27 protein-coding genes are annotated in these 23,164 nt (G+C 43.5%); all 27 read left to right on the top strand.

The annotated features are described in order from the left end of the window. Positions 1-14: 14 nt before the first annotated feature. The 27 genes from QQL36_RS31350 to QQL36_RS31220 all read left to right on the top strand — a co-directional run bounded on the left by QQL36_RS31350 (position 15) and on the right by QQL36_RS31220 (position 22,956). Positions 15-707, top strand: coding sequence for a hypothetical protein (locus QQL36_RS31350; RefSeq protein ID WP_321567973.1), 693 nt, complete (start codon positions 15-17; stop codon positions 705-707). Continuing rightward, entirely contained in the window at positions 704-1,435 is a 732-nt protein-coding gene (locus QQL36_RS31345) for a hypothetical protein (RefSeq protein ID WP_321567972.1), read from the top strand. The genes QQL36_RS31350 and QQL36_RS31345 overlap by 4 nt, the downstream gene beginning before the upstream one ends. 35 nt (positions 1,436-1,470) lie before the next feature. Then, entirely contained in the window at positions 1,471-1,596 is a 126-nt protein-coding gene (locus QQL36_RS31340; RefSeq protein WP_321567971.1) for a hypothetical protein, read from the top strand. A gap of 21 nt (positions 1,597-1,617) precedes the next feature. After that, positions 1,618-2,055: a hypothetical protein gene (locus QQL36_RS31335; protein ID WP_321567970.1), complete on the top strand. Its 438-nt coding sequence runs from the start codon at positions 1,618-1,620 to the stop codon at positions 2,053-2,055. Then, a complete protein-coding gene (locus tag QQL36_RS31330) occupies positions 2,052-2,678 on the top strand; it encodes a hypothetical protein (protein WP_321567969.1) in 627 nt (208 codons plus the stop codon). Before QQL36_RS31335 ends, QQL36_RS31330 begins: the two co-directional genes overlap by 4 nt. A gap of 39 nt (positions 2,679-2,717) precedes the next feature. Next, on the top strand, positions 2,718-2,936 hold the full coding sequence (locus tag QQL36_RS31325) for a hypothetical protein (protein WP_321567968.1): 219 nt from the start codon (positions 2,718-2,720) through the stop codon (positions 2,934-2,936). 91 nt (positions 2,937-3,027) lie between these two features. Further along, positions 3,028-3,339, top strand: a complete 312-nt coding sequence (locus QQL36_RS31320) for a hypothetical protein (protein ID WP_321567967.1) — start codon at positions 3,028-3,030, stop codon at positions 3,337-3,339. Beyond that, complete coding sequence (locus QQL36_RS31315; RefSeq protein WP_321567966.1) at positions 3,336-3,602, top strand: hypothetical protein; 267 nt, start codon at positions 3,336-3,338, stop codon at positions 3,600-3,602. The genes QQL36_RS31320 and QQL36_RS31315 overlap by 4 nt, the downstream gene beginning before the upstream one ends. After that, on the top strand, positions 3,599-4,120 hold the full coding sequence (locus QQL36_RS31310) for a hypothetical protein (RefSeq protein WP_321567965.1): 522 nt from the start codon (positions 3,599-3,601) through the stop codon (positions 4,118-4,120). The genes QQL36_RS31315 and QQL36_RS31310 overlap by 4 nt, the downstream gene beginning before the upstream one ends. Further along, positions 4,120-5,082 (top strand): hypothetical protein, encoded by a 963-nt coding sequence (locus QQL36_RS31305; RefSeq protein ID WP_321567964.1) that lies wholly within the window; start codon positions 4,120-4,122, stop codon positions 5,080-5,082. Before QQL36_RS31310 ends, QQL36_RS31305 begins: the two co-directional genes overlap by 1 nt. A 4-nt stretch (positions 5,083-5,086) precedes the next feature. Next, positions 5,087-5,665 carry a hypothetical protein gene (locus tag QQL36_RS31300; RefSeq protein ID WP_321567963.1) on the top strand — a complete coding sequence of 193 codons (579 nt, stop codon included), beginning with the start codon at positions 5,087-5,089 and terminating at the stop codon, positions 5,663-5,665. Next, positions 5,665-7,959 (top strand): hypothetical protein, encoded by a 2,295-nt coding sequence (locus tag QQL36_RS31295; RefSeq protein ID WP_321567962.1) that lies wholly within the window; start codon positions 5,665-5,667, stop codon positions 7,957-7,959. Before QQL36_RS31300 ends, QQL36_RS31295 begins: the two co-directional genes overlap by 1 nt. A gap of 2 nt (positions 7,960-7,961) precedes the next feature. Further along, positions 7,962-12,818, top strand: a complete 4,857-nt coding sequence (locus QQL36_RS31290; protein WP_321567961.1) for a phage tail tape measure protein — start codon at positions 7,962-7,964, stop codon at positions 12,816-12,818. Further along, positions 12,815-13,033: a hypothetical protein gene (locus QQL36_RS31285; protein WP_321567960.1), complete on the top strand. Its 219-nt coding sequence runs from the start codon at positions 12,815-12,817 to the stop codon at positions 13,031-13,033. The genes QQL36_RS31290 and QQL36_RS31285 overlap by 4 nt, the downstream gene beginning before the upstream one ends. Positions 13,034-13,106: 73 nt before the next feature. Beyond that, complete coding sequence (locus tag QQL36_RS31280; RefSeq protein WP_321567959.1) at positions 13,107-14,213, top strand: head maturation protease, ClpP-related; 1,107 nt, start codon at positions 13,107-13,109, stop codon at positions 14,211-14,213. Positions 14,214-14,288: 75 nt separating this feature from the next. After that, complete coding sequence (locus QQL36_RS31275) at positions 14,289-14,633, top strand: hypothetical protein (RefSeq protein WP_321567958.1); 345 nt, start codon at positions 14,289-14,291, stop codon at positions 14,631-14,633. A 35-nt stretch (positions 14,634-14,668) separates the two neighbouring features. Beyond that, positions 14,669-15,691: a hypothetical protein gene (locus QQL36_RS31270; RefSeq protein ID WP_321567957.1), complete on the top strand. Its 1,023-nt coding sequence runs from the start codon at positions 14,669-14,671 to the stop codon at positions 15,689-15,691. Positions 15,692-15,735: 44 nt separating this feature from the next. Further along, positions 15,736-16,305, top strand: coding sequence for a hypothetical protein (locus QQL36_RS31265; protein ID WP_321567956.1), 570 nt, complete (start codon positions 15,736-15,738; stop codon positions 16,303-16,305). Between the two features lie 17 nt (positions 16,306-16,322). Beyond that, on the top strand, positions 16,323-16,613 hold the full coding sequence (locus QQL36_RS31260; protein ID WP_321567955.1) for a hypothetical protein: 291 nt from the start codon (positions 16,323-16,325) through the stop codon (positions 16,611-16,613). A 330-nt stretch (positions 16,614-16,943) separates the two neighbouring features. Continuing rightward, positions 16,944-18,032 (top strand): hypothetical protein, encoded by a 1,089-nt coding sequence (locus QQL36_RS31255; protein ID WP_321567954.1) that lies wholly within the window; start codon positions 16,944-16,946, stop codon positions 18,030-18,032. Then, complete coding sequence (locus QQL36_RS31250; RefSeq protein WP_321567953.1) at positions 18,004-18,705, top strand: hypothetical protein; 702 nt, start codon at positions 18,004-18,006, stop codon at positions 18,703-18,705. The genes QQL36_RS31255 and QQL36_RS31250 overlap by 29 nt, the downstream gene beginning before the upstream one ends. After that, complete coding sequence (locus QQL36_RS31245) at positions 18,695-18,949, top strand: hypothetical protein (RefSeq protein ID WP_321567952.1); 255 nt, start codon at positions 18,695-18,697, stop codon at positions 18,947-18,949. The genes QQL36_RS31250 and QQL36_RS31245 overlap by 11 nt, the downstream gene beginning before the upstream one ends. A gap of 3 nt (positions 18,950-18,952) precedes the next feature. Continuing rightward, positions 18,953-19,294, top strand: coding sequence for a hypothetical protein (locus tag QQL36_RS31240; protein ID WP_321567951.1), 342 nt, complete (start codon positions 18,953-18,955; stop codon positions 19,292-19,294). Positions 19,295-19,299: 5 nt separating this feature from the next. Continuing rightward, positions 19,300-21,432: a hypothetical protein gene (locus tag QQL36_RS31235; RefSeq protein ID WP_321567950.1), complete on the top strand. Its 2,133-nt coding sequence runs from the start codon at positions 19,300-19,302 to the stop codon at positions 21,430-21,432. A gap of 16 nt (positions 21,433-21,448) precedes the next feature. After that, a complete protein-coding gene (locus QQL36_RS31230; RefSeq protein ID WP_321567949.1) occupies positions 21,449-21,901 on the top strand; it encodes a phage holin family protein in 453 nt (150 codons plus the stop codon). Next, entirely contained in the window at positions 21,891-22,475 is a 585-nt protein-coding gene (locus QQL36_RS31225) for a hypothetical protein (protein ID WP_321567948.1), read from the top strand. The genes QQL36_RS31230 and QQL36_RS31225 overlap by 11 nt, the downstream gene beginning before the upstream one ends. Further along, positions 22,453-22,956: a glycoside hydrolase family 73 protein gene (locus QQL36_RS31220; RefSeq protein ID WP_321567947.1), complete on the top strand. Its 504-nt coding sequence runs from the start codon at positions 22,453-22,455 to the stop codon at positions 22,954-22,956. Before QQL36_RS31225 ends, QQL36_RS31220 begins: the two co-directional genes overlap by 23 nt. The last annotated feature ends 208 nt before the right edge of the window (positions 22,957-23,164 follow it).

Raw genomic sequence — 23,164 nt, 5'->3', positions numbered from 1 at the left:
AAAAAAGATTGTTTATGGACAAAAACAATTCCCCTATAGCGGAAGCATTAGATATGCTTAATGAAGCAGATGGATACTTCAAAACGCTGCTTAAGGACCACCCTTCTGTACTACTCTTTGTCTGCTCCGGATTACTTAAAATCAGAAATCGCCTTGCTGGTATGACAGGTGGCTCAGTAAATAGCGATGTTGTACCAGAGCACCAGCCCATTACCAACTTTATGGGTGAGGAAGTCACCTACGGTAAGAAGATAGAACAGGCTGATCTTACTGCAGATGAAGCAGACATGCAGGCATTTAGGGACAGAGTAAGTCAGCTCTATGTACAATTTGATACCATCTCTCCTGAAGGTTTGGTACATAGTGCTACTATTCCAGAGGAACAGCTGATTATACGGGGAGTGGCAAAGTTGGCTGGTGTTGATGATTACGAAGATCGTGAGATCGATGAAGACTTCATTGAAGATATCGCCATCGCCATTATGCAGAAGAAGGCCGACGCGGCACAGCAGGCAGCAATTGACAAACAGCTGGAGGAAGACAATACTCTACCTGTTACAGATCCTATCGTCGATCCGTTAACCTCATCTGACGATGATGATAGTGAGGAGGAGGAAGAAGAGAATGATGATGAGCAGAAGGAAGCCGACATGACACAGCAGGTAGATCAACCTAAAAAAAGAGGTCGTAAACCAGGCCAGCAATGAGAATAACTGTTAATGACAAAGAGGTAGTTATCCCATCCTCTTTATCTGAGTTCACACTGGGACAGAGAATAGCTTTTCAGGAGGAATATGGTAATGACCTCGATGAGTGGCTTAAGAAGATTGTCGAAATGGAGGATGGGCCTATGAAAGAGCTTGAAGTAGTTGAGTTCCAAATGGAGAAAATGTTCCGAACCTTCGCCTTCTTCGCCAACTGTACTCCCGAAGCGCTAAAAGAAAGTGAGTTCGTAGATAAGATTGCAAATATCTACTATGCTTGTCTTTCTGTGCTATTTGAAAGTGAGAGCAAAGTAGAATGTCGGCAGGAGTATTCTTGGAAAGGGGAAACATGGGTTCTCCACCCGCCTTCACTTAAGCATGGAGATAAAATGCAGTTCGGTGAGTTCATCGACTCAAAGCAGGTCGTACAGAACCTAATTGCTTTGGGCAAAAGCAGATGGGATGCAATGCTACAGCTGTGTGCTATATACCTCAGAAAGCCATCTGAAGAATATGACGAATCCTTCCTTTATGAAAACAGTGAGCGCATTGAAATGATGCGTGAATTGCCAATGGATATTGCCATGGGTGTCGGTTTTTTTTTGACCGCTTCAATGAGTTTGTCCATTCATCATTTCCAGTCTTCCACCGTAGCCGAATCAAAGGAGGTGGTAGGCACTCAGCAAAACACTTCGAGCAATGGGGATGGGTCAATTTCCTTAAATCCATAGCCAAAACAAAAGTATTCGATATACCTGGATCAAACATGAGCAGCATAGACTGTGTACGAAAGGCCAAATGTTTTGATATCCTGATATATGCCTCAGAAGAAAAGGAACTCAACGAAGCACAGCACCTCGATTACGAGGCCGAAAGAGAGAAATCAAAGTAGTCATCAACTAAATCAAACTATATGAACGTAGTACAGCAATTCAACGAAAGAAAACAGAAGGCATTACAAACTACCAACATGCCATTTGAAGCAATTAATCCTAAGTGGTTTGATGCTGCCAAAATTGCATTGGAGTATTCCTCCTGTTTATCTCTTGGCATTGCTCCTTATGAGCTTAAAAGGCTCCTGATGGTTAAGAAAGAGGATTTAACCATGATGGACTTTGCTCTGCTGTCTAATAATCTGGAGAATAAAAGTGCAAGGGATCTTGGTGTAAGTGTTGAGTCATATGTGGAACTGCTGCAGTCAGGGGTTGCGGCCGTTGCACAGTGGCAGGAGTTATCTGGTGAAATAGATGATCAGATCAAAAAAGATCTTGCGGTGGAGTCCATCAAAGCAAAAGAGGAGTTGGATAAAAACCCACTCGGTTCCTTCTCCGCAAAAACCGCCCAGGCATGACCAGCTATCCTTTCATAGAAGCCTTCTTCAAAAGCGTTCTTGAACAGTCGAAAGGCGTTCAGGGGCGCTTTCACCTGTGTCCTCGCTTCGGGTTGGAGATTAACAGTGATCAGCTGGAAGGCGTCATCAATGATGACATTAAGCCGGTAGCAGGGCAGAAATATCCGCTTGCTATAATGATGCCCCCACGTAGCCAGGGGTGTTTTGATGGTAAAATGGGAGAGTGGGAGAGGTACCGAGCTGTTATGTTCTTCCTGAATACAACCTACTATACTGGCAACAACCAGATAAAGGCACCCAACCCAAATACCCGTACTTCAACACACACCATTACGCAAGACTGGCATGATATGAAGCGATGCGCTGTGAACTTCCTGCGTGTAGTGGATCAGTTACAGCGTGATAGGGGCCTTACCAATTCTATCTTTCGCCTCCCTGGTGGTTCTCAATATGATAAGATGATAGACCCGGTATCCTTGATTGGTACTGACCGGGTGTCCGGCGTAAGGCTGGATTTCCAGTTTTCTCTGATGGTTGGCTGTGAGATTGAGGATTACAACATCGAAGACATTTCTTTAATCACCGTGCCGGTTGCTGATCCGCATCCGGAGCACAAACTGTAAAAAACCCTGGAACGGGGGATAAACCGAACAAATAATAACATGAATCAAGTTGTAGCAAAATTTAAAGTCAATTCAGTAGAGGATTTCGGTGGCTCCAAAAGAGCTAAACTGACTGCGGTTTATGATCCTAACGGCGAGTACAAAGATTTCACTAAGTACACTCCATCTGGTGAGCTTACCATAATGATTACAGCTGAAGCACCAGCTAATACATTCTTCGTACCAGGTGATACTATTACCCTGACGTTTAGCAAGTAATTCAATGAGGGCCATTTATAGCCCTCATTGATCTATTCATAATTACAAACTGTAAATAATGGATTGTTCAGATGAATTATCACAAGGCCCAATGAAATTCGGATGTGACTTTGGCAGTATTCCCAATACTATTAGGATAGCGGCAGAAGCGGCAGCAATGAAAGAAAGTACAAAGCCTATGATCGTACCGAACTACTATCTGCCATATATTCAAAAGATATCACCAATTGGTGAAAAGTCAGGTATAGCATACGAACAGGTAGCGGCACGATTAGGCCTTCCTGTTGAAAAGTTTAAGGAGATCCAGGCTTATACCATGAAGTTGCGTAAAAAGTACCCTCATATGAAACCAGATCGTATTAAGCGAAAGGTTTGTGAACACTTTAAAATCAGACTGACATGACCATCAAGGAAATCGCCGGCAAAATACCGGCAGAATATCGTAAGGAGATTCTGGAAACAAACATGATCAGCCGGGCAACAGCCAGCCAGGCAGACCCCAGCATGGCCTATTTGCTTCAAATCTGGAAAACCTATGTGTCTCCTGATGAGGTGATAGACATGGGGTGCGGCCTGTGTAAAGAACGAATTCTCACTAACTATCGTCAGCTGCAGGATACGTTGATATTATTGGAGAAACAATCAAACATGTTAAATGCCATATGAATACACCAGAAGAAGTAATGAAAGGAGGGGCATTCATAGTAAATGCCGGTATCAAGGCAGAAAGCCGGGCACAAGGCCACTACCTAACAGGAGGAATGGAAAGCTCCCTTTCTTATGTGGTCGGCAAATTCGGGTCTTTCCGTATCCTTTCCGCTTCCGCCGTGGAATATACCCGATTTGTCAATAACGGAGTTGCTGCAGGCAGGGTGCCATACTCACCTGGTGCACATACAGGTGCTGGGACATCCAAATATATAGAAGGCTTGCGGCAGTTCTTCATATTGAGAGGAAAAAGTGATAAGGACGCACTGGCTTTTGCGTTTGCTACCGCCAATAAACATAAACAGCAGGGCATGCCCACTACCGCAAGTAACAGGTTTAGTAGTACGGGACAACGTACAGGGATGATTGAGGCTGCAATGACAAAGAAGGAGCAGGAGCTGGATGCCTACATGTCTGTAAACTTTGATAGGCTTGTCGAACAGAATTTTCAAAAATGTAAATCGGAGACCATATAATGCCAATTACAGCAATCACATACCAACCAGCTACCAGCGGTTTAAGTGCGGCTTACAGGCCCATTCTTTACCTGGTGACAGCTACTGCTACCGATAGTACTACCTTGGCACCGCCTATTGTATTCTGTGATATCTACTTCGGCGGTGTGTTCTACAAATCATTGTCAAAGACTCTGGCCTTATCCACCGGTGAGTGGCAGTTTGATATCCAGGATGCGGCACAGGAATACCTCAGAAAGTACCTGGCACCTAATGGAGGGGAAAAGATTTACCCCGCTGATCAGGCTATGACCAGTGTATACTGTAAATTCCGGTCATCGAAGATAACATCAGATGGCTTTATTCTGTACGAAGGAGTCGCACCTGTTCAAGGCACAGGCAATAGAGCACCCAGTACCGGCACTGGCACCCAAAGCAACATGTCTTACATTGTCAATTCTACCCTGCAGCACGAGGATAACCAGGTATTAACCACTCACCTTAACACCTTCAAATCGGGTACTTGGGGTGCAAATGTGTTCCCTTTGTCTCACCGGCCAGCCACGAATAGCATTAAACTGGGCAGAAGCGACTATTTCCCCATCGTAAACATAGATAATAGCCCGATTAAGGGCATTATTACCTATTACAGGTACAAAGGGCAGACAACCTTTAATCATGTTACTAAAGTGTTCGCAAATGCATGTCCTGTAGTTATTCCTTCTGTTGGCCTTGCTGAAATTGATTCTACTACCCAGCGATTCCGCTTTACCTGGCAGACATTGCCCTACTACACTACCGGTGTGAAGATTGAATACCGTAAGACTACAGACACCGGTGATTTCTCTGTTGCTTTTGCCGACCCCAACCCGGCATACATAGACGTTACAGCCCCCAAAGGGAAATATGATATCTATTTCACAGCCTTCGGTAGCTGCGAAGGCGGAAGGACCGGTTATTTACAAGATGGTTTAAACCCATAATACTATGGATCAGACAGTACAATACATCCCAATTGGACCAAAGAACCTTGCAAACATCTATCCTTCCGTACCCTGGAAGGACGTGGAGGAGTACTACGTCGAGGTTACAAATCTTGAAAGCGCAGTCGTTGCCACTACTCCTCATTACTTCATTGAGGATGGCGCTGCATCTGAAGATGAAACGTACAGGCTCCACTTCTTAAATGGTCTCGGTGCCATTGATGCTATATCCTTTATCCAGGCAGAGGAAAACTACGAGGTTAAAAGTAGTTCATGGCAGAAGCCCCTGTCTGTGCCATTGGTTAAATCTGATGGAGGTATGAACCGCTTCGGCGTTCAGGCAAATGAGACCTACAAGGTTACCAGTGTCTTTAGCGAGGATGTAATAAAGTGGCTGAAAGAACTATTTCGCAGCCCTTCGGTGTGGCTTGAGTGGAAAGGAACTCAGGGACAGCCAGATGACTACCTTCCGGTCCTGCTGAAAGATGCCACCTATAACACATTGAAGACTGAAGACCGGTATGTTTACCTCCTTACTGTCGAATTCCAGCTTTCCAACACTGACATTACAATACGTAACTGATGCCGAATTCCAAGTACATAAAGATCACTCTCGATGGGCAGGAAGTAGAGCTTTCTAACACTGATCTAGACATCAGCATTAGCTACAACCTGGAAGATGCTGAAGATTTTACCAAGAAGAAGTCCAGTGAAGCGTTTAATGTGACTATACCCGCTACGGTAAATAATGACCAGCTGGCAAACACCTTTCACAATCCATCTATTGAGGATTTGACAGAAGGCTCCATCTTCCGGAGTTACAGATCAGGTAAGATTGAGGCAAATGGTGATGAGCTTTTGATAGGGAAAGCATTTCTGACCAATGCGACCCATACTGACAAGCCGGTTTCCTATCAGTTTGATTTTTATGGCAATAATGCGGACTGGATGATCGATCTAAAGGAAACCACCCTGTATGACCTGCTGAAGCATATTAATTTCCAATTTACCAAACAGAATATCCTGGATTCCTGGCTATTTACTGGTAATACTGAAGCCTTACCTTATGTATTCGCACCGGTGAGGTATCGCCAGCCGTTCGATTTCTATGATACCACAATCACAGACGGGGAATACAAGGATGATAATGTGACCCCGCTGTACATGCGTCCTTCCATTTCTGTTTATTGGATTATCTACTGGGCTTTTAAAAGTTTGGGATATAAGGTTCAATCTGAATTCCTGACCACAAATTATTTTCGCCGGCTGGTAATGCCTTGGACCTGGTGTAATTTTCTTTCTAGTGAAGGTAACCGACAGGATAACTTACGCTTCCTCGCTAAAGGCATTGAAAAGGTAACGGCTCCTGGGTTCTTTGATGGAAACCTGGATGTGAAGGTTACCAATGAAACAACTGATGGAGCTTTTGATCCTAACGATCTGTATCTATATGATTACACTAATCATATTATGTATTGGACATATGCTACGTTCAATTATGGTTTAATCGAAACCACATTCAACCTTCAGTTCGATTGGGAGGTCGAGATGCAAGACCATCAGGAAGTAACCGTCAGGGTTGAGTGGTATGTTAATACTACGATTAGAGAGACGCATGATGTTATCCATCAGTCAACCGTTACTCAAGGATTTAACAAGCGAGACGTAAAAGACGATAATTTCACCTCTCAGGTATCTCCCGGTGACTTTGTAAGTGCCAGAATCTATGTCAAGTGCACTGGTACATTCTCCCCTACAGTAAAAGTTGAGGTGATCCAGTTTACACTGGCATACATCCGCATCCCATTAGGAGGCACAATTGACTTCCAAAACTACACTGCTTTCCAGAATTACAAGTTTCTCGACTTCTTTGCTGGGGTCATAGATACTTTCAATCTTCTGCCTGGCACTGATCCGCTTCAAAAGGTTGTTATACTAGAACCCGCACACCCGTATTCTTTGGATACCGACCTAACCAACACAAGAACAGGGTACTTCAACGGAGATTATATCGACTGGAATCAGAAGCAGGATCTATCTCAAACCTCAACGATTGAACTATATCGTGATTATGAAAGAGAGGTGACCATGAAGTTTAAAGATGACACCAACGACGGTATTCTAAAGCTCATTCAGGACCGAAACGCTAATGTATTGGCTGCTGCAAAGTATGTATTCCCTGAACGGTTTAAAGCTGATACCAAATCCATAGAAAACAGGTTCTTTTCTCCGGTGATGCACTATGAAATAGACCAATGGCAGAATAAAGGAGCTGTAGCTGTGAAGCCTCAGTTGATCTGTATCATTCCGGAGAACATCAGCAATACCAGTAACGATGAGGCGAGTAATACCTTCCAGCCTAAACTCGCCTGGTACAAAGGAGTAGTATATGATGCCGGTGGATGGCGATTCGATGGTGAGGATAAGACAGGTATCCCTTACATGTTTGCAACCAACTATCAGGAAGGAGGGCAGGGTGATCCAGTGTTGTCATATTGTGATGAGAAGATTGCCAATGTGAGGACGCCGGGTTTACTACGCCGGTTCTTCCTGCAGCGATTCGCAATCATGCGGAATGGCCAGTTTTATACTACCAATTTCAGATTAAATAATAAGGATGCGACTAATTGGTATCACAGAGAGCATAAAATAGTGCGTGGTGAACGGTGGGAACTGGTTAAAATGACCGACTACCGGCCAATGTCAGAGGGTTCTACCGAATGCTATTTGCGGAAATGGTCACTAATCATAGAATCAGATTTTAACTCTGTTTATCCTACGCTGAAGATAGCGTTCCAGGACAAGTACGACACAAAATATTCTCCACTGAAGGCGCTGATATCAGATATACCAGGCGCAATCATTGAAACTACATAATTATGGCTGCAACTTTCGGTAAAGTACAAAAGATATATGAGCTGCGTACCCTTGGGTATGATGAGGTATCAAAGCAACTTGATACGCTGATTGTCAAGTTTAACGACGTAGGTAAGGCAAAACGGAATGCATCTAAAGCAGCTACGGAAGCGGCTCAGGCGCAAGGTGTGGAGTCAGATGCTTTAAAAAAAGCTAGTTCGGCTTATGAGGAAGCGAGAGCCAAACAAGCCCAGCTAAGGACAGAGCTTATCAATCAACGTAATGAATCCAAGGCACTACAAATTGCCCGGCAGGCAGAGATCAATCAACAGAAGCAGCAGCAATCAAGTAACCAGGCGGCGGCCGGTAGCTATAATGCGTTGCGAAAAGAGTATGCCGAATTGTACAAGGTCGTAAAGGCTACTCCTACTGGTAATCCTCTTGGTGTTAATGGGCAGCTTTATACATATGATAGTGCCATTCAAAAATTGCAACAATTAGCTGCTGCGGAACAGAATTTCCGACGCCAGTTTTCGCAAGATAAATTACTCGTTGGCGAATATACCACTGGTATTGTACAGGCATTTAAGCAAATGGGGCTTGGTGACCTTGTAGGGGGGCAAATACAAAAGGCAAAGAGCCGTCTAACCGAATTAAACTCTTCCTTTGCCCAGTTGAAAAACGAATATAACCAGGTCAAGCTTGCTGGCACGGGTGGACTGGATGCGATTGAAAAGAAAATGATTGCCAACCGGCAAGAAGCGTCTCAACTTGACCACCAAGTGCTTCAATTGGAGAAGGATATGCGTGGTATGGGTGGGGTAGGGAGCCAGATCACTTCTGGTATTGCCCAGGGATTTGCTGATATGCGTAACCAGCTTGCACAGTTTGTTATTGGCTATTTTGGGTTTCAGGCATTGCTTTCAGGCACTCAGAAACTCATCCACCAAAACTATGAGCTTTCCGACTCCATCGCCAGAATAAAAATTTACACAAAAGGGACCACTGATGAAGTTAACGGTCTCATAGACAGTCTAAAAAAACTGGATACCCGTACCTCTTTGGCAGGTCTGGTGGATATTGCCACTATCGTTGCAAAGAAAGGTGTGGCTAAGGATGAAATAGTAGGTGTAACTCAGGCTCTTGATCAGTTATTCGTAGTCTTAGGAAATGAAGCGGGCGATCCTCATGAGGCGGTAGCTAGCCTGGTAAAGTTAGTTAACGTATATAGTGAGGATAAGCACGTTACTGCCAAAAATATCGGTGATATAGGAGCCGCAATAGCCAAACTAACATCTTCAGGGGTTGCAACGGGGCGGTTCTTGATAGGCTTCTCTGAACGACTAGCCGGTGTGAGGGGTATTACTGGTATTACGATCGATAAAGTATTGGGTTTGGGTGCAGCGCTTGAAGAATTGGGCCAACGACAGGAGGTATCTGCTACTGCCCTCTCTCAAATAGTAATCAAACTTTTTACTGATACCAGGAAATATGCAGACCTCACGGGTAAGAGCCTGGAAGAGTTCAATAAGTTACTGCGTGATAGTCCAATAGATGCGCTGGTAGAGGTTGCGGCTAAGCTTAAGGGAAATGCTGGCGAAATGGAAAAGTTTTTTGAAGGAGTAACAGATTTCCATTTAAGAGGTGCCAGGGTTATCGGTGTTTTGGGTGATATAGCAGGTAATGCAGAATATGCGAAGAAACGTATGGCCGATGCGACCAGGGCGTTAGGTGATCAGGCTGCGCTGGCAGATGCATTTGCTAAAAAGAATGATACATTTGCCGCAACCCTGGATAAAATTTCTAAAAAGTTTGAAATACTGGGAAGCAACCGTTCAGTTCAACTTCTTTTAACTGCAATTGCAGGGATTATCACATTTCTATTAGGGAATATTCCTGGGGTAATTATTGCAACTACCGTTTGGACTGCTGGATGGGCGATCCTGAATAAGGAATTATTCCTCGCTAAAGCAAATCTATTATTGGTCAATACGCAGATCGTTCTCAGTAGAATTGCATTGGGGGCTGTTACAATTTTTACCAATGCCTACGCTGTAGCATTAGCGCTTTGGACTGGAACCATGCGAGTGGCTACGGTAGCAGCGCAATTCTTAAATAGTACATTGTTGGCCACCCCATTGGGCATAATACTTACATTAGCTGGCCTTGCTGTGGGCACAATGGCGGCTTTTGCAGGCGCAATATCCGGGACTACAGATAAAGTGCTAGCTCATGCCGCATCTCTCAGGCTTTTAAATGATATACACAATAAGGTACAGGATCAAATAGGTGCCACTGTTAATAAAACAAAACTACTTGTCTCTGTAATCGGTGATCACACGATAAGTGAAAGGAGCCGTAAGAAGGCTTTGCAGGATCTAATAGCCATTGCTCCTGAATACCTAAGAGGACTGACTTTGGAAAACATAGCCCAGGCCGAAGGGAAACAGATTTTAGACGGGTATTTAAAATCACTTCGCGAAAAAGCAGAATTACAGGCAGGGGAAGCAATAGCGAATAAGGCAATAGAAGATCGGACCAGGTTAGAGAAGACCCTTTTCGATTTGGAGTTGAAAAGGAAGGAAGGTAAGACGGGAAAGAATGACCTTACTGATGAAGAGCAGAAGTTTCTTTCTACAGGCAGAAGAAGTGTCCCATTTGGGGCTTTTGTTGGCTCTTTGTTTGGAAAATCTACGATTGATGCCGCAATTCAGGGCGTACAGGACCAACTTGCCGCAAAAGATCTTGAAATTAGCCGGGCAAATGCTTTTGTGAAAGCACAATACGGCAAGTTAACGCAAACAGTTAAAGAAGGAGATACAGCTGTTGCGAACGTCCCAAAAATACGGACTATTTCTACTGTAAAAGATGAGATAAAATCTTTGGATGAGGAGATAGAAAGAGCAGAAATAGGTTCTCAAAAGCTAAAAGATTTAGTAGCACAACGAACAAAGCTACAGGATGAGCTGCAGAATGCAGAAGGGAAGGATAAAAAAAATAAAGACAAGGGTTCACGCCTTACCGGCAATCAGCGTGACGTACTGAGAGATCAAGATGCCAACAGAGACGAAGAATTGTCCGCTCAAAAGCTGAAGTTTACCCAGGGTAAACAATCAGAGGAAGAATATCTGAAGAATATCCTCGAAATCAATCAAAAGTATATCGATGCTAAACTTGCTCTTATAAAAGGGGCAAATGCTGCTGAAAGGAAGCTCATATCTGACTTGAAATCAGAGAAGGTGGATAATGAGAGAGAAACTAATGAAAAGCTCTTCAAACTTGGCGAAGAGCGTCTGAAAGATCAATTTGAACATGCGAAAAAGGAGGCTGAATCCAAACTGCAGGCAGTACAAAATAATCCCATCGCCACTCCAACAGAACTTGCCCAGGCTAAACTGGATTCTGATACAGCAATTTTGAATGCTCAAACAGCTTTTAATGCATCCATGGATCAGTTGGAAAATTCACTCCATATCCAATCGAAGAAAAATGCTGAAGAGAGGGCTGATTCTATCTCAACTGTTAATCAAAATGTTCAGAAAGATCAATTGGCTTTGGGAAAGGCGTCTATAGAGGACATTAAAAAGCAAGGAGAAGCGGAAATTGCGGCATATAAGGCTAATATAGAAAAGCAGAAACTGGCTATCGCACAAAGCAAGAATACTACTGTAGTTAAGCAGAACTTAACTGAAAAGCTCAATAAGACGGAGGATGTTGGTGTACTCGCCTTAGAAGTGAGTAATATGGAAAAGCTGCTTCCTAAATACAAGCAGCAATTACAGAGTAAAGAAATAACCGAACAGGAGTACAACACGTTTGTTACCCAGTTATATGAGAAACAACAAGCATTACAAAAGGCAACACTCGAAAATCAAAAAACCACCCTTTTGTCTCTTCCGGATACCTTAAAAAGCCTTATTCAAAAATTTTCTGGTGCATCTGATGAATTGACCGCTACTATATATCAAGGTTTATCAGGTGCTTATAGCCTGGCCGAGACGGCAATGAACAACTACTTCAATGCAGAAGAAAACCGTATTAAGCAGAGCCAGAAGGATATGCAGGAGCGCCTTGATACCGAGCTTGAGCAAGCTAAAGCTCGTGCACAAAGCAAGGCAGAGGAAGAAAGGCTTGATAAGGAGTATGCTGAAAAGAAAAAGCAGGCCGATAAGCAGGCGGGAGAAGAACTGAAAAAGGTAAAGAAAAAAGAAGCGAGATTGGCATTGGTAACAGAGCTTGCTAATATCGCAGCAGCGGCGGCAGCTAACGTATTAAATGGTGTAACATTTGGCGCTGCAGGCGTTGCACAGTATGCAGTACAGTCATTGCTTGCATTGGGTAGGTATGCAATTCGTGTTAATGAAATTGATAACACCCAATTTGAGTATGGTGGATCTGCTGACGTCCCGACACGCGGTGGAAGGTTCGGGGGTAAATCACATAACAGGGGCGGTACTCCATTCGCATATAAGGGAAGAACTTTTGAAGCTGAAGCCAATGAATTGGCGGTAATCCGGACGAAGAACGCACCTACTGGGGATTATACCATTTCTGGTAATCATACTCAGATAGCATCTGCTCTCAATTCCCTTGGCGGTGGGGTATCCTTTGCACCTGGTGCCGCTATTCAGAAGTTTGAGTTTGGTGGTGGTTTAGGAGAAAGCCTTCAGGCACCAGTATTCGTACCTTCAGTTTCTAATACTTCAATCAGTACCAGCAATGCACAATCAGAACAGTACTATGAGATCCTGATGGAGCAAACTAAATCTATTCAGGCTGTCAATAACAGAATTGATCGTATTCAGGTGGTTCAGGAAACCAGAACAGTCACAGATGCGCAAAAGAAGGCCGTTAAACAATCCCAAATAGGTACACTATGAGTAAGAGAATGACAGAACTAGACCGCAAAATCCAGGAAATAGCCCTCTCCAATTGGGAACAATTTATTCAACTGATTGGAGAGGATGCTATCCGTAATGCTAAGATTTGCCTGTTGCGGCAGAATAACCACAGTTATGGAGAAATTAAAAATAAGCTTGGTATAACCACTGACCAGGCTAGATATGGTTGTACAAAATGCGATACGGCTAAATAATCTATGGTTTTTTTTGCCATAGAAATACTCTAAAAGAGTATTTAAAACTCTTTACAAACGGACCTTTGTTTTCATGAAGCGTCCTGTACAAGTTTTCAATTTCCGGTTGCAAAATGCCTCTTCAGGTTCGGTAGATATATTCATCGACGGGGCCATAGTCGATGCGGAAACCCAGCAGATTTACCGCGACTGGTTTGGTGACGATACCTCTGTATCCTTCAAGTCATTCAGGGAGGACTTACAGAAGTCAAATGCTGCTGTTTACAACATCTTCATCAACTCTCCTGGTGGCATGATTACAGATGCCATGGCGATGCACGATTACCTACAGGACGAAAAAAAACGAGGTAAGAAGGTGAACACCTTTGGCCGTGGCATTGTGGCAAGTGCCGCTACATACATCCTCATGGCAGGAGATTCTCCGGAAATGTCTGCCAATAGCTGGTTTATGATCCATAATGCCTCTGGTTTGGCATACGGTGATGTAAATGAGGTGGAAAGACAGGCTACAATTCTGCGTCAGTTTAACAATGCGATTCGTGATTTCTATGCAAAATCGACAGGCCTCAGTGCTGAAGAAATCACAAATATGATGAATGCTGAAACCTGGATGCTGGGACCAGAAGCAAAAGAGAAGGGTTTCATCAAACAAGTCTCCGAGGAAGTTTCCTTCACTAATCTGCTCTCCGCTGATACATGGGATTACGCTAATAAGGATGTCCTCGCGGCATACAACTCTGCCGTAAAACAGCCACCAGCAATTGATCCCACTAACACTCTTCAACAATTCATTCTAAACCAAAATAACGATATGAAAAGGTTCTTCGAAAACTTTCTCAATGGCTTAAAAGGTCTTAAGCCGGATGAAAATGCCAAGCCGGCTGACATTGTAAACCAAATTGTAGAAGCTCTTACAAAGCCGCTGGAAGACATGTCTACAGAAATTGAAAACCATATCTCAGCACAGGTAACCAGTGTGCAGAATACGGTGCAGAGTGCCCTGACGAAGGAATACGGTGACAAGATCACCAATCTTACGACTGAAGTAACCAACCTGAAAACAGAAAATACATCTCTGAGGACAGAGCTAGCTGACGTCAAGGGTAAGCCAACAAATGAAAATAGTGGTACTGGCGGTAATGGCGATGTGAAACCAATTGGCGGTTTCAAAAAATCCTAATACTCAACCCTACATTCTTTCACTCTTCAATAAGTAAATAAAATGCAAGCAATCGACAATTCCAACCTGGTCGGGATGTGCCAGAACAATTGCAGCATCGCCAGTTTCCTGCCAAAGGTTTCATACACGTTTGATGCCTCTGCAAAGACTGTTGCTGTACAAGATGGCTCCACCTATGGCTCTGGTGATGGACTGAAAAAAGTGCATATCAAAGTGCATGATCAATTCGGTAACGAGAAGCGTGATACGATTACCACCACCGGATCTGGTGGTGCAAAAACAATTGATGTCTCTACGCTCAATCTCAGTAAGCCGCTCAATATCACGGCAACTGTCATTACAAACAAGGACTTCCATGCAGATGGGAGCGCCTTCCATATCCAGGCTGCGGGTGATCTCGCTGGCTGGGACAAAAAGTAATTCTTTCACCTGCCCATTCTAAAACCTGAAATAAAATGTTTGAAACTTTCTCAATAGACTCGCTCGCATTCTTCGAATCGATCATTCAGCCAGCTTTTGCTGATATCGTTCCGGCAGGATTCCCATTTCAGGGCACACTGAACGAGTTCTCAATCATGGATAATGTGGTCAGCAAAAGGCCAATTATCGACATCCGCAGGGTGCAAAATATCCTGCAGCGCAGAGACGCATCCTGTGACATAAACTACAAAAAGGTAGTTGGTGCTACTACCAGGCAGATCTCTGTTGAAGAAGTGTACGGTGCAACCCAGTTTTGCCGTAATGAATTCTACACCGGCTGTCTTAAGGATTTCCGAGCAAACGATCCGCTTTTCGGAAATAAGATTTTGCCATTCTTCCAAGGAGCAGTAAACGTAGACATAGCATCAAACGCCTATTTCGGTGACGTTGATCGCGTTGTCGGTGTCAATGCCCAGTGGAGTACCAACATATTTGATGGCATCTTCAAATGGATTAAAAAGTATATCACCGCAGGAGTAATCCCTGCCGGTCAAACTATCGCAATCGCAGACGGTACAGATTATACCGCCAATGCTACTGCTGCATACACCCTGATCAAGGGATTGTATGACAAGCAGCCTGTATTGATGTCTGCGTTTGCGGATAATCAAAAGGCTTTCTATGTATCAAAAGACATTGCAGCTGGATACGAAGATTACTTGATTATCACCGGTACGGATGCTCAGGGATATACTGACCTGGCAAATGGCATCAAACAACTCTCATACAAAGGTATTCCAGTTCTCGTAGAACAGATATGGAAGCCTATCATTTCAGAGTTGAAAGGCTCTTTGGGCCATGCCGCTATCCTGACACTGCGTGGAAACTTCGTCTTTGCCACTGACAAGAACTATGGCGAGGGAGAAGACGATAAAACCGCGCTGGAGGTTTGGTATGAGAAAAAGGAAATGCAATGGTATTATCGTCTCTTCCTGAAAGCAGGCACTCAGATAGCCCTTCCTGAATTTGTTGTCATCGCTCTTAGCTCCTGGTCATAATCGGGGGCTGATTGTTTTTATCTAACACACTCAAAATTTAAACAATGCTTTGTTTTGTTGCACAAGGATATACAAGACCATGTGGCGGGGTAACAGGGGGTATTTCAGATATCGCCATATTTGATCCCTCCGACTTCAATTTCACCCAGGTCTCTGCAGGCGCTCCTTATAGCGCCATAGCGCTACGAGCTGGTGCTACCGCGGAGGATGGTGCGAAAATGTATTTAGTCAATTTCCAGCCGGACCAGGCGGAGTGGAAATGGAAACAGTCAAAGAATGGTTGTGCTACCAAGTATGAGCATGAATTTGACTTCCAGTTACCAGAAAACAGCACCCTGCTGACCAACTTCCTGCAGGCAATTGATTCGGCTGGCTGTTGCTGCGGTTTGGGTCTCGCAATCCGCCTGAACTCAGGGAAAATCTTCATTGCAGGAGAGAAATATGTGGGTGGTGCATCCATTCCTAAGTTCATTGTCGCTCAGGATGGATCAGACGGTTCTTCTGGTAAAGTATTCGATGACTTCAATGGTGGCAATATTGTCCTGAAAGGTAATTACTCCCGTAACCTGCGTGAGTATTCTGGCACCTGGGCATCTCTTGAAGCCCTTATGTAATCTATAATCCTTTCAGTATGGCAAAAAACAATAAGAAGATGCCTTCCATTAAACTAAAAAAGCAGTCTGAGTCCGTTGTTGTCGCTTTTGGCACCAGCGGACTTCCGCTTTCACAGCGCGATGATCTATTAGACCTCGCAATTATTGCACAGCAAAGTCAGGATCCGACCCTGTTAAGCCATTTTGAAGAGCTTCCTCCACTGGATCAACTTTTAAAAGAAAAGGTGCAACCGCTTTTGCCTGTAGTCGAGGCTTTGACTGTGAAAAAAGAAGAAGACCAGGTAATCAATCCATCTGCTCAAGAATAATCATCAACCGACATGCCCGTTCCAAAGAAGAATACAAATGAAAGGCCGATTGCAAGAAAATCCAGTAAGGTAAGCAATGAGGTACGTATTGATGCAAAAAATCCCATTCCCTTTGAGGGAGGAAGGGTATTCTCATTTGTTAACGGTACTCGGTATATCCCATTCCTAAACGAGAAAGATGATTTTGGTAGCCAGCTGTTGGAGGCCCGGTTATTATCAGCTACACACAACCGGTGTATTACTACAAAGAAAAGGTTTTGCAAGGGGGCTGGATTCTATGATAAGGACGGACAAGAGCTTCCACCAGAATTAAATGATTGGTTGGCTTCTATGAATAAGAAGAACGAACCAGCATCTACTTTGGTAGAGAAGAACTTTGAGGATTTCTTTACCTGGGGCAACGTTCCGATTGAATTAGTTCGATTTACTTCTGCTGGACAGAAGTACTTTTTCGTATACGTTCATAATTTTCTTGAATGGCGATTGGGCGTACCAGACGATGATGATATCATCACTTATGCTATTCAATCAAAATTGTTTCTTCGCCAAAAAGGATATCTCACAGCAGATGAAATCAAACGGGCTAAAAAACTCCCTCTATACAATCCGCGTCAGTCTGAAAAAGAGAATTGGTTTAAGGACGAAAATGGTGTTCAAAGAACCTTAATCTGGCATAAGAACCCAGTCTCAGGGTTCTCCTATTATGGCCTCCCTTCAGCGATTGCCGGTATGATTTACCAGATTTTAGAATACAAGGGGGCCAGGTACAACCTTGACAATTTTGATAACAATATGGTGGTAAGCGCATTGCTTGCCCTGAAGGGAAATCTCAGCCAGCAGGAAGCTGACCGAATTGGGAAGAAGGCGATCCAGACACATACTGGTGATGGTAAACGTGGTCGTGTAATGGTGGTGGCCAGCGAGGAAGGGATAGAGGGGTCTGACTTACACACTTTTGATACAGCAAAGGATGGTAGTTTTTCTGAATCGGACGATAAATGGACTCAGAAGATTATCCTGGCCAATGAATGGGATGCGGTGCTGGCTGGTATTCAATCATCCAGCACAATGGGGAAAGGATCCGGCTTTCTGACCAAGATCATTGAGCACATAAATAAAACAGTAATTCTACCTGCTCAACAGGACCTAATGGATAATGTATGGACGACTATTTTTAAAGTTGCAGGAGAGTGGATGGGGTGGGATTTGTCAAAATACAAGCTGGCAATCAAAAGCAATGTTGATATATCTGGTTTAACGGATGTGGATATTACTCCTGCCGTAACAGTGAATGAGGTTAGAGAGGCGAAGGGACTGCCAGATGATCCAACAGAAAAGGGAAGCATGTACCTGGGAGAATTGAAAGGGAAACAACAAAACAACAACCAAGATGTACAGACTCAACCCACTAATGCGTGATGTGTTGATCACCTCTGATGAGGTAATCTTCCACGCTCCAACCAAGCATACACTTGATCCGAGGACGATCGAACAATCTATAATCATTGCGGAGGAAAGGATAATTCGACCTGCACTTTCGGATGATCTGTATTATGCCATGGTTGAGCAGAAAAACCAAACTGTCACAACAGCTAATAAAGAAGCGTTGGAGCAACAGGTCAATGACTCTCTTCCGGAGGGAAGCGACCCTGTTGTTTTGTCTATTGGTGATATTGTCAATGCATTTGAGTTCTTAAACGAAGATTACCTGAAGCTATGGAAGCAACACCTGTGGAAATTGACAGCTGAAGTCGTGATGTTAGGAGCAACGCCAGAATCATTCGTTCAATTTGGATCTGCAGGCGTGATACACACTGTGCCTGCTTCCGGTCCAATGAATACGGCGGGTGAAGTATCCCCTGAGCTGCGCTCAGTAAAATGGCTGATGGATAAAAAGATGATGGACCGTATTGATCCTCTTACTCAGGCAATGCACGAGTGGATATGCCGGAATAAAATCAAATATCCATCATACCAGAAGGAATGCGGGTGTGACAGTAAAGGAGTCGCATACAAACGCAAATCTGACATTGTACTGGGCATCTATGATGATATCGATAACCCTTCAAATTGTGGCTGCTATGAAGATTAAAAACATATTTATTGGCTGGGGAAAGAGAATAGGATTTTTACCCACCTCTGAAGCCGAAAAAAGGCTTTCCCAATTGCGTCTGAAACAGTGTGGAAATTGTCATGAATCAAAAGTATCTCAGATACTTAAAATCGTTAATGGTGAAGGCAATTACGAGAATCAGCTTGGATGTGATAAGTGTGGGTGTCCTTGTTTGGAAAAAAGCCTCGTAGTAAATGAACATTGTCCAATTGGAAAATGGTAAGCCATGGAAGGGAACTATGACTACTATCAATTATACCTTACTGCACCTTTGACCAAAATTGCAGTTAAGATGCTTTCATCATCAAATATTGAACCATCTCACTATCCAGTAAGTGTACTTGATGGGAATAATATAAGCGTTGGTACGGCGGAAAGTAAAGCTGCGTATATCTCTTTATGGAATGCCTCAAATACAGATATTGGCAAATTAACGGGCGGTACCGGTCCTTTCTCCTTTGTTTTAGAACTCAAAAAAGGACAATCAATCCCTTCAAAAGTAACTGGTGATCCTGTAGATATTTTCGAGGGAATATTTTCTAACTCATTCGGTTCAGAATTTAATTAAAACACATGGCAACAGCTATAGAAATTTTCAAAGCAGCGGTCAAAGCTTCAATTGGAGATAAAACTGCAGAGGGTAGCATTATCAATACTGATATTGCCCAACGATTTTATGATGCTGTGGATCTTATGCTTTCCCTAAATGCCTTAGGCTCAATTGGATTTAAAGGAGTAGCCACTCCTACTACGAATCCAGGTTCTGCGGTTGGAGGTAGGATGTGGGTAACATCCACCGCAGGCACATATACCTATTTCAGCGGAATAGTGATAAATGCTAATGAGGTTGCCTTTTTGGTGGATTCTGGAAGCAATTATGTAAAAGTATTGATTCCAATAGATTCAAGTAACTATTTGACACCATCATCTGTTATAGATAACCTAACAAGTACCAGTACTACCGCTCCACTCTCGGCAAATCAAGGGAAAGTGCTAGCGGATTTAATACCTGCACTTGGTAAAATAGCCGGTAAGAACATGTTCAATCTGGCCGCGGTTACTTCTGGTTATATTATACAATACTCAAATGGGGCGCTTGTAGCCAATACTAATGGCGCAGTATCTGACTATATGCCGGTTACAGCGGGCAGCATCTACACAATCAGCGGTCGTATAACATCCAGTGGTACGCGCGGGGTAGCTTTTTACGACGGCGCTAAAACACTTATAAATACCCCATCAGGTTCAACTACATGGGGTGATGGTGCGCTGAATGGCCAATACACCGCACCAACGGGTGCCGCCTATATGCGCATCACAACCAAGTACTCAGGCACCGGTGATAACTCCGTAATTCAGGTGGAGGCAGGAAGCACAGCCACCACATATGAAGCCTACTATACAGTAGTTAATACGCTAGCTACGCTAAACATGGCGCCTTCCTTAATTCAGACGGAATTAGGGACTATGACGCCTTTAGCTTATCTCGCAGCAAAAGGCTATGCTACTGTAACTGTGCAGGAACTACCTGGTACCATAAATTTGTTCGACAGAACTAAAATCATATCAGGCTATCACATTAATTATACTAATGGTGCCTTGGCTGCTACATCGGGTAGCCAGGTAACCGGTCTAATACCCGTTAAGCCGTCCACTACATATTACATTAGCGGTCGCGCATCGTCTTCAGGTACTCGTGGTGTAAGATACTTCGATGCAAATGGAGTTTTCATAAACACTCCAACCGGTACAAGTACGTGGGGAGATGGGCCGTTAAATGGCACCTACACTACTACTGCAGACACCCACTACATTCAGTTTACTATCGCGTTCTCTACTGTCGCGTCCAGTGGGGTAGAGCAGATAGAAGCCGGAACTTCACCAAGTGCGTACATAGCCTATAGTGGATATAATGCTATCGCTAAAGTAAATGGTTCCGCTGTACAGGCAGATGATACTGCAACCCTGGCAAAGGTAGACGTTAAGATAAATGCAACTAAGAAATGGTATGGTAAGAAGATATGCTGGATGGGAACCAGCATTCCAGCTAACTACCCCAATACCGATATAACTACAAGTTATCCTAATCTGGCCGCCAAGGCATTGGGAGCAACTATCATTAACGAATCCAAGGCCAGTTCTTTGGTCCGTATTGCTACAAGTACGGGAGGGGCACTGGCAACCAACTTTCAGCAGGTGTGTTTTGGGATGACAGGCGCGGAATTGACAGCGGCACAAGGGAGTACTTATGCGGTTAATAGCTATGAAACTAAAATGCTTGGTCATCTGGATGCTGATCTGTTTGTATTCGATTTTGGTTATAATGATTATAGTGCGGATAATACTAGTTTCAGCACATTCCCAACTGATCCACGGGACAGGAATACTTTTATCGGATCGATGAATTATTGTATTACTATGTTGCTACAGGCTAAGCCTAAAGCGCGTTTTGCAATATTCGGTCACTACGAGAATGTGTATAGATTCCCGATATCTCAAGCGCAACAGTCAATAGCTGATTATTGGGGCTGTTACATATTCAAAACTTGGGAGCGCACCGGTTGGTCTCAACGTTATGCACCGGGCACCGGCTTGACGATACTTAATAATTGGCTGCCTGATAACATACATCCCGGTGCGGATACAACTGGACAGGCTACAGCCTTACTTGCCAATCTGGCGCAGTCTTTTTTAATGGGTTTATAGGCATAAAACTAAATCGATGCAAGTAAAAGCAATTATAATATATCTCTTGGTAGGATGGTTTACAGCACCGGTGGTAGGGTGGATTGAAAAGTATATCTATTCTGATTGGGAGTTCTTAAAGTTCCTGTTCGTAATAGTCAGTGTTGACACCTTCCTTGGTTTAGTGAAAGCTGTTGTGCAGAGAAAGGTTAGCAGTAAAGGGTTTGGGATGGTACTGAAAAAGATCATTATTTATACCTCAGCGCTAATTACAACATCAGCTCTTACAAAATTTACTGTTGCTGGTGCTCCACAGGTGGCGTTTAGCTTTTTAGGCAATGTGGTATTCTCTGCTATCATGGTCCGTGAGGCAATCAGCATCTTTGAGAATATAGCTGAGATTGACCCAGGGGTACTGCCTGGCTGGATCCTAAAATACTTGCAAAAATTCGATTCGTTAACCGGTCAAAAATTATTAGATGAAAATTAAAATTTTGATTGTAGCCTTGATGGCTATCCTATGTTCCTGTGCAACAGTCAGGAAAATGAAAGAAACATCTGTCAGCAATTCTCAATCCATTGATACCAGCTCAAAGGATCATTCCTATGAAAAGGAAACAGTTACAGAAGAGTGGGCGACCACTCCGGTGATCACGGAAGCAGATTCTGCTCAAACATCCGGTACAATGTCTTCCACTGATACTTCTGAATATCGGCAGACAGTAGATACCAAGACTCAAAGCTTGACTACTGTTGTAAAGCCCAAATTGAAGGATGGCAAGGTCATAGGATATGATATCAATAGTAAAGCTGTATCCAAGCCACAAACCATTAATGCGCCAGTCACCCGTAAGACTACTACCAAAGAATCGTCTTCAGACAAACAGAAGGTGGGTAAATCTGAGATAAATACAACCTCTGTTACAAAGACTAATAAGGATGTTTTTCGCTTCAATGTAGCAGGTATAATAACGGTTGTAGTTATTGTGGTACTTCTGCTCTTATACTTCTATTTAAAACATTTTATTCAAAAACCTAACAATGGAAAAACAAACATTCTTTAAGCTATACTATCCTGCAGCAGTATTGTGCGAACGTGAAACAAAGATACCCGCACTTGCCATTCTTGCCCAAGCAGCTCTTGAATCAGGATGGGGTGATAAAGCACCTGGTAATATGTTTTTCGGTATCAAAGCTGGGGTAACCTGGCGGGGGAAGCGCCAGCTGATTACCACACGTGAGGTACATTCAACCAAAACCGTTAAATACCCTGAGATCATTAGTATTACTCCACGTACCGACGGCAAGTTTGATTACAAGGTAAAAGACTGGTTCAGGGCATATGATAATGCTGCAGAATCATTTATTGACCATGGAAAATTTATACTGGAAAATCCAAGGTATAAAAATGCCATCGGCATTTCTGATCCTGGGAGATTTGTGGAGGTAGTCGCAGCTGCAGGATATGCTACGGATCCCAATTATGCGAAGACTCTAAAGTCTATTATTAACGGACTGGCTGAATACTTACCTAAAAGGGAATAACCTGATTTTGTATAGATTTTGGTTGATGTATAACGAGCCGGGTATTTACCCGGCTTTTTGCTTGAATAAAAGAGCCTGGCTATTAACCAGGCTCGACTCAACTAATACATGTCCAATCCTTTAAAGGATTAACCGTCCCATATCAAATTTTAAAGTGTACCCCCTCAAAATGGAATCTTTTTAAGATATAGGAAATTGATTTAAGAGC

The sequence above is a fragment of the Chitinophaga sp. LS1 genome, assembly GCF_034274695.1.
GTDB lineage: Bacteria > Bacteroidota > Bacteroidia > Chitinophagales > Chitinophagaceae > Chitinophaga.
This window is presented reverse-complemented; position numbering and strand designations above follow the sequence as displayed.

What these genes read in the sequence shown, in the direction of transcription:
- QQL36_RS31290 (WP_321567961.1), top strand. Translation starts at nt 7,962, where the DNA reads ATGGCTGCAACTTTCGGTAAAGTACAAAAGATATATGAGCTGCGTACC.
- QQL36_RS31340 (WP_321567971.1), top strand. Translation starts at nt 1,471, where the DNA reads ATGAGCAGCATAGACTGTGTACGAAAGGCCAAATGTTTTGATATCCTG.
- QQL36_RS31245 (WP_321567952.1), top strand. Translation starts at nt 18,695, where the DNA reads ATGAAGATTAAAAACATATTTATTGGCTGGGGAAAGAGAATAGGATTT.
- QQL36_RS31225 (WP_321567948.1), top strand. Translation starts at nt 21,891, where the DNA reads ATGAAAATTAAAATTTTGATTGTAGCCTTGATGGCTATCCTATGTTCC.
- QQL36_RS31300 (WP_321567963.1), top strand. Translation starts at nt 5,087, where the DNA reads ATGGATCAGACAGTACAATACATCCCAATTGGACCAAAGAACCTTGCA.
- QQL36_RS31285 (WP_321567960.1), top strand. Translation starts at nt 12,815, where the DNA reads ATGAGTAAGAGAATGACAGAACTAGACCGCAAAATCCAGGAAATAGCC.
- QQL36_RS31315 (WP_321567966.1), top strand. Translation starts at nt 3,336, where the DNA reads ATGACCATCAAGGAAATCGCCGGCAAAATACCGGCAGAATATCGTAAG.
- QQL36_RS31265 (WP_321567956.1), top strand. Translation starts at nt 15,736, where the DNA reads ATGCTTTGTTTTGTTGCACAAGGATATACAAGACCATGTGGCGGGGTA.
- QQL36_RS31325 (WP_321567968.1), top strand. Translation starts at nt 2,718, where the DNA reads ATGAATCAAGTTGTAGCAAAATTTAAAGTCAATTCAGTAGAGGATTTC.
- QQL36_RS31220 (WP_321567947.1), top strand. Translation starts at nt 22,453, where the DNA reads ATGGAAAAACAAACATTCTTTAAGCTATACTATCCTGCAGCAGTATTG.
- QQL36_RS31280 (WP_321567959.1), top strand. Translation starts at nt 13,107, where the DNA reads ATGAAGCGTCCTGTACAAGTTTTCAATTTCCGGTTGCAAAATGCCTCT.
- QQL36_RS31270 (WP_321567957.1), top strand. Translation starts at nt 14,669, where the DNA reads ATGTTTGAAACTTTCTCAATAGACTCGCTCGCATTCTTCGAATCGATC.
- QQL36_RS31250 (WP_321567953.1), top strand. Translation starts at nt 18,004, where the DNA reads ATGTACAGACTCAACCCACTAATGCGTGATGTGTTGATCACCTCTGAT.
- QQL36_RS31350 (WP_321567973.1), top strand. Translation starts at nt 15, where the DNA reads ATGGACAAAAACAATTCCCCTATAGCGGAAGCATTAGATATGCTTAAT.
- QQL36_RS31310 (WP_321567965.1), top strand. Translation starts at nt 3,599, where the DNA reads ATGAATACACCAGAAGAAGTAATGAAAGGAGGGGCATTCATAGTAAAT.
- QQL36_RS31255 (WP_321567954.1), top strand. Translation starts at nt 16,944, where the DNA reads ATGAATAAGAAGAACGAACCAGCATCTACTTTGGTAGAGAAGAACTTT.
- QQL36_RS31320 (WP_321567967.1), top strand. Translation starts at nt 3,028, where the DNA reads ATGAAATTCGGATGTGACTTTGGCAGTATTCCCAATACTATTAGGATA.
- QQL36_RS31260 (WP_321567955.1), top strand. Translation starts at nt 16,323, where the DNA reads ATGGCAAAAAACAATAAGAAGATGCCTTCCATTAAACTAAAAAAGCAG.
- QQL36_RS31305 (WP_321567964.1), top strand. Translation starts at nt 4,120, where the DNA reads ATGCCAATTACAGCAATCACATACCAACCAGCTACCAGCGGTTTAAGT.
- QQL36_RS31295 (WP_321567962.1), top strand. Translation starts at nt 5,665, where the DNA reads ATGCCGAATTCCAAGTACATAAAGATCACTCTCGATGGGCAGGAAGTA.
- QQL36_RS31230 (WP_321567949.1), top strand. Translation starts at nt 21,449, where the DNA reads ATGCAAGTAAAAGCAATTATAATATATCTCTTGGTAGGATGGTTTACA.
- QQL36_RS31330 (WP_321567969.1), top strand. Translation starts at nt 2,052, where the DNA reads ATGACCAGCTATCCTTTCATAGAAGCCTTCTTCAAAAGCGTTCTTGAA.
- QQL36_RS31235 (WP_321567950.1), top strand. Translation starts at nt 19,300, where the DNA reads ATGGCAACAGCTATAGAAATTTTCAAAGCAGCGGTCAAAGCTTCAATT.
- QQL36_RS31275 (WP_321567958.1), top strand. Translation starts at nt 14,289, where the DNA reads ATGTGCCAGAACAATTGCAGCATCGCCAGTTTCCTGCCAAAGGTTTCA.
- QQL36_RS31240 (WP_321567951.1), top strand. Translation starts at nt 18,953, where the DNA reads ATGGAAGGGAACTATGACTACTATCAATTATACCTTACTGCACCTTTG.
- QQL36_RS31345 (WP_321567972.1), top strand. Translation starts at nt 704, where the DNA reads ATGAGAATAACTGTTAATGACAAAGAGGTAGTTATCCCATCCTCTTTA.
- QQL36_RS31335 (WP_321567970.1), top strand. Translation starts at nt 1,618, where the DNA reads ATGAACGTAGTACAGCAATTCAACGAAAGAAAACAGAAGGCATTACAA.